Origin of the sequence: Eisenibacter elegans DSM 3317, assembly GCF_000430505.1 — a bacterium.
Classification (GTDB): domain Bacteria; phylum Bacteroidota; class Bacteroidia; order Cytophagales; family Microscillaceae; genus Eisenibacter; species Eisenibacter elegans.
Map to the genome: position 1 here is coordinate 431284 of NZ_AUMD01000011.1, position 11381 is coordinate 442664.

9 protein-coding genes are annotated in these 11381 nt (G+C 46.7%); 6 read left to right on the top strand and 3 right to left on the bottom strand.

The annotated features are described in order from the left end of the window. The first annotated feature begins 42 nt into the window (after nt 1–42). The 5 genes from G499_RS0102570 (at nt 43) to G499_RS0102590 (ending at nt 6217) form a co-directional block, all read left to right on the top strand. On the top strand, nt 43–441 hold the full coding sequence (locus G499_RS0102570) for a hypothetical protein (RefSeq protein ID WP_026998644.1): 399 nt from the start codon (nt 43–45) through the stop codon (nt 439–441). A 6-nt stretch (nt 442–447) separates the two neighbouring features. Then, complete coding sequence (locus tag G499_RS0102575) at nt 448–1026, top strand: ExbD/TolR family protein (RefSeq protein WP_026998645.1); 579 nt, start codon at nt 448–450, stop codon at nt 1024–1026. Between the two features lies 1 nt (nt 1027). Continuing rightward, nucleotides 1028–1489 (top strand): ExbD/TolR family protein, encoded by a 462-nt coding sequence (locus G499_RS0102580; protein ID WP_026998646.1) that lies wholly within the window; start codon nt 1028–1030, stop codon nt 1487–1489. Nucleotides 1490–1704: 215 nt separating this feature from the next. After that, a complete protein-coding gene (locus G499_RS0102585) occupies nt 1705–2901 on the top strand; it encodes a proline dehydrogenase family protein (RefSeq protein WP_026998647.1) in 1197 nt (398 codons plus the stop codon). A 427-nt stretch (nt 2902–3328) separates the two neighbouring features. Then, nucleotides 3329–6217: a TonB-dependent receptor gene (locus tag G499_RS0102590; RefSeq protein ID WP_026998648.1), complete on the top strand. Its 2889-nt coding sequence runs from the start codon at nt 3329–3331 to the stop codon at nt 6215–6217. A 92-nt stretch (nt 6218–6309) separates the two neighbouring features. Here the strand turns inward: G499_RS0102590 and G499_RS0102595 are convergent, their stop codons facing one another. From G499_RS0102595 to G499_RS0102605, 3 genes are all read right to left on the bottom strand, one after another. Next, nucleotides 6310–7308 carry a bifunctional phosphoglucose/phosphomannose isomerase gene (locus G499_RS0102595; protein WP_026998649.1) on the bottom strand — a complete coding sequence of 333 codons (999 nt, stop codon included), beginning with the start codon at nt 7306–7308 and terminating at the stop codon, nt 6310–6312. Nucleotides 7309–7427: 119 nt separating this feature from the next. Then, nucleotides 7428–8417, bottom strand: coding sequence for an N-acetylmuramoyl-L-alanine amidase family protein (locus G499_RS20845; protein WP_051295850.1), 990 nt, complete (start codon nt 8415–8417; stop codon nt 7428–7430). Nucleotides 8418–8434: 17 nt separating this feature from the next. Beyond that, nucleotides 8435–9922 (bottom strand): glycine--tRNA ligase, encoded by a 1488-nt coding sequence (locus G499_RS0102605; protein ID WP_026998650.1) that lies wholly within the window; start codon nt 9920–9922, stop codon nt 8435–8437. 335 nt (nt 9923–10257) lie between these two features. Here G499_RS0102605 and hemH point away from each other — a divergent pair, with 335 nt between their 5' ends. Beyond that, nucleotides 10258–11361, top strand: coding sequence for a ferrochelatase (gene hemH / locus G499_RS0102615; RefSeq protein WP_026998652.1), 1104 nt, complete (start codon nt 10258–10260; stop codon nt 11359–11361). The last annotated feature ends 20 nt before the right edge of the window (nt 11362–11381 follow it).

Below are 11381 nucleotides of genomic sequence, written 5' to 3' on the forward strand. Positions count from 1 at the left end.
TTCGGTTTGTTTTGACTTTTGGACTAACCCTTTGTACTAACAATGGAAAATCTTAAAAAATATTTACTACCCGGTATCTTGGGTGTAGTAGTTGTAATACTACTATATGCACTCTATGCACAAGACACGGATACCATTTTTGTCCTCTCTTATGTCCTTGGCATAGGAGCAGTAATAGGCGTGGTCGCAGGTTTCTTGGTGAGCGCTATCAGCAACCCCCAAGGCACGCTCCGCAGCCTGATAGGTTTAGGTGTATTGGTTGTTATCTTTGGAATATCTTATGCGATTGCCGGCTCCGAAGTAACAGCGTTATACCAACAATTCAACATAGACGAGTCAAAGTCTAAAATGGTCGGATCTTTCCTAAACCTGACCTATGCTTTAGGTTTTTTGACTATCGGCAGCATCTTGTTCGCCTCTGTATTACGCGTTATAAAATAAGTAATTATGGGTAAATCAAAAGACCGGGGAATACCGGAAATCAATGCTGGCTCAATGGCAGATATTGCCTTCTTGCTCTTGATTTTCTTCCTCGTAACGACCACTATTGCCACCGACAAAGGGGTGAATATTATTCTGCCTCCTAAAAAGGAGCAGGATATTCCGCCAGTAAAGTTTAATGAACGTAACCTCTTCAAGGTGATTGTCAATACCAAAAACCAACTTTTGGTAGACGGTGAGCCGTTGAACATCAGCCAACTGAAAGAGACTACCAAGCGTTTTATTACCAATAATGGCGCAGACCCCAAATCGTCTGAAAGCCCCGACAAAGCGGTCATCACTTTCAAAACTGACCGTGGAACACGTTACGATGTATACGTACGTGTGTTAGATGAACTAAAAGGAGCTTATCACGAGCTACGTACAGAGGAGATAGCCCGAACTATCAGTGGATTTACACTCAAAGATTATTTGAGCTATGACCCTGAGAAAGCATCTACCCGCATACAAAAAGCCTTTGAGGCTGCTAAGGATAAGTACCCAATGCAGATTTCTGAAGCCGAACCAAGTAAAATAGGAGGTTAATATGGCCAAGTTTAAAAAGAAGAAAAAAGCAAACCCTGCCATTTCTACGGCTTCCTTGCCCGATATTGTATTTATGTTGTTGTTCTTCTTCATGGTCTCTACCGTATTGCGCGAGCAAGACCTGATGGTAATGCAACGCCTGCCACAGGCCGAGCAGCTGCAAGCTATCGAGAAGAAGTCATTGGCAACACAAATTTACGTGGGTAAGCCTAAAGAAAAGCGTTTTGGCGTTGAGCCTCGCATTCAGGTGAATGATGTTTTTATCGACCCTAACGGTATCCCACGCTTTATTCAAAATGAGCGTAGCAAGATGGCCGAAAAAGACCACGACAAAATCATTATCTCACTGAAAGTAGACCGCCAAACCAAGATGGGGATTATCAGTGATATCAAGCAACAATTGCGCGAAGTAAACGCCCGTATATTGTATCTCTCTTCATCAAAGCGAGCAGCCGAAGAATAGGCCTCCGCGAAGAGAAAATATACCAAGATATACTTGATTTGAGGATTCATATCCCAAACCAATGTTGATTGGGTATAACTCCCAAACCCCTGTATAGCTGAAACTATACAGGGGTTTGTTTCGTATGGGACAGACACCCCAGAAACTCTCCACACAAGACACAAATACAGCCCTTTGTGTGTATATTTGCACCTCAATACGCGACAACAAAAAGTATGGATACTCTCACCAATACCCCTCTTTCTTTTGAGGACACCTCAATCGCCTTCTCGGCCAAATCGGATGCCGCGCTACGCAAAACGCATTGGCTATTTGCTTTGATGAACCGCCCTTGGTTGGTTGGAATGGGAACAGGCTTGCTCAAAACAGCGTTCAAGCTGCGGCTGCCTGTAAGGTATATGGTCAAAAAAACAATTTTTGAACAATTTTGCGGCGGCGAAAATATTCACGATTGCCTCCCTACCATTCAAATCCTAGACAAGTACCATATCGGTACTATCTTGGATTATTCTGTAGAAGGCGAGAAATCGTTGAAAGGCTTTGAGGCCTCTACAGACGAAATTATCCGCACAATTCAGTATGCAGCCCAACACCGAGACAAAATCCCCTTTGCTGTCTTCAAAGTAACAGGGATAGGCTACAGTGGGATTTTGGAAAAAGTACAGGCCAACGTTGCCATGACAGAATCGGAAAAAGTAGGCTGGCAAAATATTCAGAACCGAGTAGACCGTATCTGTCAACAGGCCTACGAACATAAGGTGCGTATTTTTATTGATGCAGAAGAAAGTTGGTTTCAACAGACCATCGACCAGCTGGCTTATACTATGATGGAGCGCTACAACCGTGAGCAGGTCATCGTCTACAATACATACCAACTCTATCTTCAGGCCAGCTACGCCAAGTTGCAGAAAGACATACAACAAGCCAAAGAACAAGGCTATTTCTTAGGGGCTAAGTTGGTTCGGGGCGCTTATATGGAAAAAGAGCGGGCTAGAGCTAAAGAAAAAGGGTATCAAGACCCTGTACAACCAAACAAGGCCGCCACAGACGAAGACTTTGATCGTGCTTTGCAGCTCTGTGTAATGAACAAGGATTGGGTAGACTTTTGCGCTGGCACACACAACGAAGCCAGTAGTTATGCGCTTATACAACTTATGCAAAATCATAATATCGCTGCGGATGATTCAGGGGTGTTTTTTGCGCAACTTTATGGAATGAGTGATCATATCTCATATAATCTTGCCAATGCAGGCTATAATGTAGCGAAGTATGTACCTTATGGCCCTGTAAAATCTGTGATACCTTATCTCATCCGTCGTGCAGAAGAAAACACCTCTGTTGCAGGTCAAAGCAGCCGCGAATACACACTTGTGAGCAAAGAAGTACAGCGACGTAGAAAAGCCGCCAAATAACAAACGTTAGGGCTGCTTGGCAAACAGTCTGAGTAGGAGTCTTCATACAACAGTCATCTCAAGCTTTTGGGGTGACTTTTTTGATGCTATTTTCCAAAGAAGGCACCGTAGCGATATATGCATAAAGATGCGCTTCTTTGACTAGCTTCGCATAGCTTTTTGAATACTCCCCCAACCGTTGGTTTTGAAATTATCCAGCAATGAATAAAAGCCTCCTTTTCTTGTTTATGACACCAAATCCTACTGTGTTCATAGGCGTATTAACTCCTCTCTCCCTTGATTTATTTATGGCAAATCCCTTGCCCTTGTACTTTTTGCGCAAAAAATGGGATTACTAGGTTCTTGGAATAAATAATTTCCTATCTTTGGACAACTACGCATACCATAGAATGCGCGTATAAACCAACTTAACACTTAATTTTCACCTATGAAACAATTTTATTTCCAAACAATGTTAGCCTTTTTTGGGCTATTGCTGAGTGTGCAGCTGTCTGCCCAGACAGTAGTTTCGGGCACTGTTATCGAGCAATCGAGCGGAGATCCACTCATCGGGGTAAATATTACCGTTAAAGGAACGGTTTTGGGTACTGTTACTGACGCTCGGGGCAACTTTAGCTTGACTGTACGCACTCCACCTCCCTTTACCTTGGTTGTTTCTTATATTGGCTATGCTGCACAGCAGATAGAAATCACAGGTAGTCAATCAGGCCTAAATATCGCTCTAGAAGACCAAGTTCGGATGGGCAATGAGGTGGTTATCTCGGCTTCACGTGTAGAGGAAAGCATCATGGAGTCGCCGGTATCTATTCAGAAGATGGATATTTTGGCGATTCAGCAAGCTCCTGCGGCTGATTTTTATGACCAAATCAAAAACCTCAAAGGTGTATACTCCTCAAATGGCAGCTTGAACTTTACGACTCTCAATACCCGTGGCTTTGCCGGCATCGCCAACGTGCGTTTTGTACAGCTCATCGACGGGGTAGATATGTCAGCGCCCACGCTCAACTTCCCTACAGGGAGTATTATGAGTTTTTCGGAGCTAGATGCAGAAAGTGTGGAGCTTGTACCCGGAGCCGCCTCGGCGCTCTACGGCCCCAATGCCTTCAACGGTATCTTGATGATGAACAGCCGTAGCCCCTTCGAGTATCAAGGGTTGAGTGCTTTCGCCAAAGTGGGGGTTACTAACTCTCAAGCCGCAGGCCAAGCTGACCCTTACTACGATTTCTCTATGCGCTATGCCAAGGCATTTAACAACAAGTTTGCTTTCAAAGTAAACTTCTCGTATATGCAGGCTACCGACTGGCGGGCCAATGACTACACTACTTTCCGTACTGATGTAGTCAATCCTACGGCTTTTCCTCTGGGAGCGCCCAACTTCGATGGGTTGAATACTTATGGTGATGAGACACCCATTCCTCTGCCCACACCCATAGGCACTATCCGACGTACGGGATGGCGTGAGCAAGACATCTTGGACAACAACGATGCCCGTACTATCCGTGGGGACATAGGCCTACACTACCGTATCAATGACAAAATGGAACTTTCGTATGCCTACCGCATTGGCTCAGGCAGCACAGTATACCAAGGTGGCGAGCGCTATGCTCTCCGCGATTTTGCCCAACAGTCTCATAAGCTGGAGCTGAAAGGAGCCAATTTCTTTGCCCGTGCCTATATGACCCAAACCGATGCCGGAAACTCTTATAACCTAACGGCCTTGGGGGCTATTTCGAATGAAAGCCTCTTCCCAACTGTTCGTCAGCCAGGTGTATTTGCTGGCTTGCCTGCTGGTGGGTTAGGGAATATCCCTGGAGGTTGGGCGGGTGCCTATATTTCGGCCTTTTCAGGTCTTTTTGCTCCGTTTCAAATTCCTGCCGGCAACCATGCTGCCGCACGTGCTTTTGCTGATGCAGGTGGGGTAACTTCTTTAGGCCAATTAGGAACTCCAGCTTTTGTAGGTGGACTTTCACAACAGTTACAAGGGGCTGGTATTCCAGCGTTACAAGCTACTGCTTTAGCCAATGCTTTTGCTACTTCTATTAGCGGCCAGCCCCGCCCTGCTGCGGGTACTCCTGAGTTCAATGAGTTGATGAATAGAGTCCGTGGGGGCTTGTTCCAAACACCTTCGGCAGGCCTGCCATTGGGAGGTGCCGGTTTTACGGACAACTCTCGCCTCTTTCACGGAGAGTTTAACTACAACTTCCGTGAGTTTATCGATTGGGCCGATGTGCAAGTAGGGGGTAACGTACGCCGCTACGACCTCTTCTCCAACAATACCGTGTTCAACGAGTCTCCTGATGGAGGCGAGGCCCAACGCATTACCATCGACGAGTTTGGGGTATATACTCAAATCTCTAAGCGCCTTGTCAATGACCGATTGAAGATTACCGCGTCTATCCGTTATGACAAAAACGAAAACTTCGCCGGTCAGGTAACGCCTCGTGCCTCAGTGGTATACTCTGCGGGCAACGATCGCCAGCACAACTTCCGTGCTTCTTACCAAACCGGTTTCCGTAACCCCGATACGCAGGCACAGTTTATCTACTTCCGGTCGAGCAGTGGTATTCTGTTAGGTGGCACACGTGCCAATGCCGAGCGCTATGGTATTATGGAAGGTGGCGGGTTTAATGCCCCTGCTAACGTACCTAACCGCCAACGTGTCAACCTCAATTACGTACAACCGGAGCAGTTGCAAGCCTTTGAAGTAGGGTATAAGAGTACTTGGTTGAATGGAGACCTCTACATCGACGCCAATGTGTATTACAACATTTACAACAACTTCATCGCAGGGCAGCCTATTTATAGTGAAAACGCCACTACACAACGAGGCGTAACTTTGCCTGCCGGAACGCTCTTCCGTGTGTCTACCAATGTAGAGCAAGAGATTACTGCCGGTGGTGTTGGCTTGGAGGCCTCTTATCGTCTGCCACGCAACTTTATCGTATCAGCCAATGCTGACTGGGCGCAATTCAATGTAGACATCCCTACTGGTTCGCTCTTCGAGCCGGGCTTCAATACGCCTAGCGATCGTTACAACTTTGCCCTGACCAACCGTGAGTTGTTCAAAAACTTTGGCTTTGCTTTCAACTATCGTTGGCAGAACTCTCTGCGCTGGGAGTCGTCTTTTGGTACTGGGGTCATTCCTGCCTTCGGCACTTTCGATGCGCAGTTTAGCTACAAGGTGAAAGCCATCAAATCAGTAGTGAAACTGGGGGGAACCAATATCTTAGGCAACGACTATCGCACGAACTTCGGTGGGCCGTCTATAGGAAATATGTACTACCTCTCTATCCGATTCGACCAAAACCTGAACTAAGGTTTAACAGCTGATAGGATTTTTAAAAATCAAAAAGCGCTTGAGTCAATGATTCAAGCGCTTTTTGGTAAAGGTATATGCAACACGAGGTGTTATTGTTTGGCTAGTTCGTCCTTCAGGAAGTTGATTACCTTCACAGGGAAAGGGTCTACGGCATTAAGTTCGGCCAACTCAAATGAAAGCCAATCAAACAAATGGATCAGGTAGATACTTTGTATGAGTAGTGTGGCACCCTTGGGGGTGATTACTTGAAAATCAGCAGCTTTTTCTTTAATAATAGGCTCACAAATATCCATGCGTGCTCGCACACGGGGGTTTTCTAGCTCGGAGCGTACATATAAGACTACTATTGGAGCATAATGCACTTTGGGCTGCTCCCAGCCCACTAGTTCGTTATGATTCATCTCAGGGAACACATGTGTGTGACATAGTTGCTTGGCATTTTCGTTGATTTGCTGCTGCAAGCGTAAAATAACAGGAGCAAACTGATCATCAGCATATATATAGGGCAGTTTCTTATGACAGGCTTTGGCCAGTTGTTGGGCTGTTTGGCGTATAGTTATAACATTTTCTTTGATGAGTGTAACAGCAGCTTGCACCTGTGTCTCAAAAGCCTTGCTAATGAGGCCGTGTGCGCTGAGTGTATACAACAATGATACTACTGAATAGCCCACAAAAGCACGTGGGCAAGCTGCTTCCTGAGGAATTTGGATATAAAAAAGGCTGCGTTGTTGGGCTATTTCGAGTACTTTGCCTCCAGAGCTAACACAGGCTATCTGTGCGCCTAGTTCTAAGGCTTGGCTGAGCGTGCTAAGGGTCTCCTCGGTATTTCCCGAAAAAGAAGAGGCAATGAAAAGTGTATTGGCATTGACGAAAGCTGGCACTTGATACCCCTTTATCACAATGACGGGTACTTTGGCCTCTGCTGAAACCCAAGCGCTTAGTAAGTCACCACCGATACCCGAACCACCCAAGCCAGCCACGACTACTTGGTGGATGGGTTGGCGGGGGGTAGCGTCGGCTACTTGGCCGCCAATGTCTAGACCCTTGGCCAATTGTTGGGCAAAGCCTTCGATAAGTGATTGCATCATAGGTAGAAATAATTGTTGAGTGATGTTTAAATACAGTTTTGAGAAAGAGATAGGGGCTAAAATGCCTTAATGCTTGAATGTACGCATTTACCTTGATAAAGTTGGCAATGGCTTAGTGCCTATCGAATTTGTTTGATGAACGCATCTCTATAGCCTAGCTCTCGCACGAGCTTGAGTACCTTTTGTGCGCCCTGCCAATCATAATTTTGTCCGGCAAAGTACTTGTACTTAAACTTATCACTGCTGATGAACTCTTCCTGAATGGTAAGATTATGCTGCGGATACTGTTTCTGAGTTTGGTTAGCCGGGAATACCTTGTGTATAGAAGCCATTACTTGCACCCTGAACTGCCCCCCTTGGGTGCTATTTACAGCGGTGGTTTGCTGGGTTACCGGATTAGATTGGGCACTTCCTAGAGGGTTATCAGGGACGGCGTTACGGTTATCTTCGACAGGGTTTTGGGCTTGTTCTTCCAAAAAGCGTCTAAAAGCCCTGAAAATAGCCGAGGCTATATGGGCTTGGCCCTGCTTGGTATTGAGGTATTGCTCTTCTTGGGGGTTGGTCAAGAAGCCGGTTTCTACCAATACGCTGGGCATTTTGGTATAACGTACCACATAGAGGTTGTGTCCGGCTTGTACAGCATCGTGTACCCCACGGCTGGTACGACGAGCACGAGTGGCGAAATCCTCTTCTATCAATAGTGCGAGCTTGCGGCTAGCTATCAGTTGGTGACTATGGATATATGTACGGGTACCGGCCACAGTGGCATTGGGGTGTGCGTTACAGTGGATACTGATAAAATAATCTGCTTTATTATCGTTGGCGAGCTTGACTCTGTTTTCCAGACTTACATACACATCCTTGGTGCGCGTATACATCACCCGCACATTAGGCATATGATCGTTGATATAATACCCAAGTTGTAATGCGATGGAGAGGGCGATGTCTTTTTCGTGGCGATATTGGCTGCTACTAGATTTACGCCCAATATCGCGCCCACCGTGGCCGGGGTCTATCACCAAGACAATATCTCGCTGTTGGGCAAACCCGACTGAGCCGAGGCTTGCCCAAAACAGCAAAAAACTCAAGACACAGACAACCCACCGCATTACACTCAAGTTTGTTGTTAGAGTTGAGCTAAGATAGTTTTGAACGACGTAGCGGCCAAAATTTTGGCTTTGGCTTCGGCCACAGAGAGGCGTTCTTGCTCGGTGCTGTCGCGGTGGCGTAGCGTGATGGTGCCGTCTTCGAGGGTTTGGTGGTCGATGGTTAGGCAGAAAGGCGTACCGACCAAATCTTGGCGGGTGTAGTTTTTACCGATAGCGCCACGGTCCTCGTACACCGTGCTGAGGTCATAACGAAACTCATCGAACACCTCACGTGCTTTTTCGGGCAGCCCATCTTTGCGGGTAAGCGGAAATATTGCCACCTTGGTAGGCGCAATGGCAGGGTGAAGCTTCAGGAAGATGCGCTCCTTGGTTTCGCCCTTGGCATCAACCCCTTGGCTAATAGTCAGTGCATTGCTCAAAACAGCCAAAAACAGTCGATCTGCCCCAATAGAAGTCTCTACCACATAAGGTACATAATGGCGCTTGTCTTTATCAGGCTCTTGCTCGTCGAAATACTGAAGCTTGGTGCGGGCAAACGTTTGGTGGCTGCTTAGATCAAAGTCTGTACGAGAGTGAATGCCCTCCAACTCTTTAAACCCGAAGGGAAACTCGAACTCAATGTCCACTGCAGCATTGGCATAGTGCGCCAGCTTTTCGTGGATTTTGAAGCGCAATTTTTCTGCTGGCAGGATAGCCTGCAAGAAACGCATCCGTTTTTCTTTCCAGTATTCATAGGCTTCTAGTTCGGTGCCGGGTTTTACGAAATACTGCATCTCCATCTGCTCAAACTCTCGCATACGGAAGATAAACTGCCGTGCCACAATTTCATTACGGAAGGCCTTGCCTATTTGGGCAATCCCGAAGGGCACTTGCTGGCGGGAGGTTTTTTGTACATTCAAAAAATTAACAAAAATACCCTGAGCCGTTTCAGGACGTAAGTATACACGGTTGCTGTCATCGGCCACAGAGCCCATTTCGGTCGAAAACATCAGGTTAAATTGACGTACCTCAGTCCAGTTGGCTGTACCCGAAATAGGGCATACAATGCCTTCATCGATGATGAGTTGGCGCAGCCCTTCAAAATTTTCAGCCTCTAGCAAAGCCGCCATTTGGGTCAACAGGGCAGCAGATTTTTGCGTATCTCCGGCTTTCTCATATTGGGCGGCTTTGTCTTCGATGAGGTTGTCGGCGCGGTAACGCTTCTTAGAGTCTCTGTTATCAATCATCGGGTCGTTGAAGCTGTCTACGTGTCCCGAGGCTTTCCAAACTGTGGGGTGCATAAAAATAGCTGCATCAATGCCCACGACATTCTCGTGCCACTGGGTCATGGCTGCCCACCAGAGTTGTTTGAGGTTGTTTTTGAGGGCTACCCCGTTTTGGCCGTAGTCATACACGGCTTGGAGGCCTTCATAAATTTCACTAGAGGGGAATACAAAGCCATACTCTTTGGCGTGTGCTATGATAGGTTTGAGCGGATTATGCTCTTCTTGTGTTTTCTTGCTCATAAATCAGGTGGGCTTAAAAATCCAAAAATCCCCTGTTGGGGAAAAAGGGGGGTAAGCAAAAGGTGATTGCACAAAGATACAAGCAATTGGGGATATGTAACAACTGTAGGCACTAATAATGCGCCAAGGCATAGGCTGCGAGCCTTCAGATAACCAAAATTGACTATTTTTGCTAACAAAATCAGCTGAGTGCGGTTTATTTTCAAGGGCAAACAAATGTTGGCTGTTTCAAACCATAAGATGTACATTTGTATCTGCCCCTAGTAGCGTTTTTGGGCGGACATCCCCAAACTATAGATATTCCAAACACATCAGCTTAGTGCTTTAAAGACAATATGAATACTTCTACAAAAGAACCCATCGGTGTACTATTGGTTAATTTGGGCACGCCCGACAGCCCCAACACCGGAGATGTACGCAGTTATTTGCGCCAATTTTTGACAGATGCGCGGGTGATAGACATTCCGGCAGCAGCACGCTATGCCTTGGTCAATTTGATTATTGCGCCTTTTCGTGCGCCTAAGTCGGCCAAAGTATACAAAGAAGTGTGGTTGCCCGAAGGCTCACCCATCAAAGTATATGGTTTTGAGGTAGAGAAAATGTTGCAGCAGGCTCTGGGCGACGAGTATAAAGTAGTGTTGGCAATGCGCTACAAGAATCCTAGCGTGGAGGCAGGGCTTGCCCAAATGCGTCAGGCAGGTATCAGGCGCTTGATTGTGTTGCCCTTATTTCCGCAGTATGCTTCAGCGACCACAGGCTCTGTACAACAAGAGGTAATGCGGGTGCTGAGTAGCTGGCAAATCATCCCTGAAGTTACGTTTATCCACAGCTTTTTTGACCATCCGGGCTTTATCCAAGCCTTTACCGAAATAGGCAAACGTTATGTCGATGGGCACGATTATGACCATTACATTTTCTCTTATCACGGCTTGCCAGAGCGACAAATACGCAAAGGTGATGACACAGGAACTTGCCTCCAAGCCGCCAAAGCTGATAAGTCGCTAAGAGCTAAACCCAACTGCTGTGCCACTCTACACACTGGCAACCGCAGCTGCTACCGAGCACAGTGTTTTGCTACTACCCGCTTATTGGCAGATGCTTTGGGTATTGCTGAAGAAGACTATACGGTCTGCTTTCAGTCGCGGCTCGGGAATGATGTCTGGATACAGCCTTATACCGAAGATGTATTGAAGGAATTGCCCAAGCAGGGCAAGAAGCGTGTGTTGGCTTTTTCACCTGCTTTTATTGCAGATTGTCTCGAAACAACTATCGAAATCGGGGAGGAGTACAAAGAAATGTTTGAAGAGGCTGGAGGGGAACATTGGGTGTTGGTGGAGAGCCTCAATACCGACCCGCTTTGGGTAGCCACCCTAGAACAGATGGTAAGAGAATACAGCACCAAGCCTCAAACATTGGTAGCCAACTTGATGGAAGGCTAAAACGCCTGATTGAAAAAATA

Bases quoted from the DNA above. Each gene is read 5' to 3' on its own strand.
- G499_RS0102595 (WP_026998649.1), bottom strand. From the start codon at position 7,308: ATGATGCAATCACTTATCGAAGGCTTTGCCCAACAATTGGCCAAGGGT.
- G499_RS0102580 (WP_026998646.1), top strand. From the start codon at position 1,028: ATGGCCAAGTTTAAAAAGAAGAAAAAAGCAAACCCTGCCATTTCTACG.
- G499_RS0102605 (WP_026998650.1), bottom strand. From the start codon at position 9,922: ATGAGCAAGAAAACACAAGAAGAGCATAATCCGCTCAAACCTATCATA.
- hemH (WP_026998652.1), top strand. From the start codon at position 10,258: ATGAATACTTCTACAAAAGAACCCATCGGTGTACTATTGGTTAATTTG.
- G499_RS20845 (WP_051295850.1), bottom strand. From the start codon at position 8,417: ATGCGGTGGGTTGTCTGTGTCTTGAGTTTTTTGCTGTTTTGGGCAAGC.
- G499_RS0102570 (WP_026998644.1), top strand. From the start codon at position 43: ATGGAAAATCTTAAAAAATATTTACTACCCGGTATCTTGGGTGTAGTA.
- G499_RS0102575 (WP_026998645.1), top strand. From the start codon at position 448: ATGGGTAAATCAAAAGACCGGGGAATACCGGAAATCAATGCTGGCTCA.
- G499_RS0102585 (WP_026998647.1), top strand. From the start codon at position 1,705: ATGGATACTCTCACCAATACCCCTCTTTCTTTTGAGGACACCTCAATC.
- G499_RS0102590 (WP_026998648.1), top strand. From the start codon at position 3,329: ATGAAACAATTTTATTTCCAAACAATGTTAGCCTTTTTTGGGCTATTG.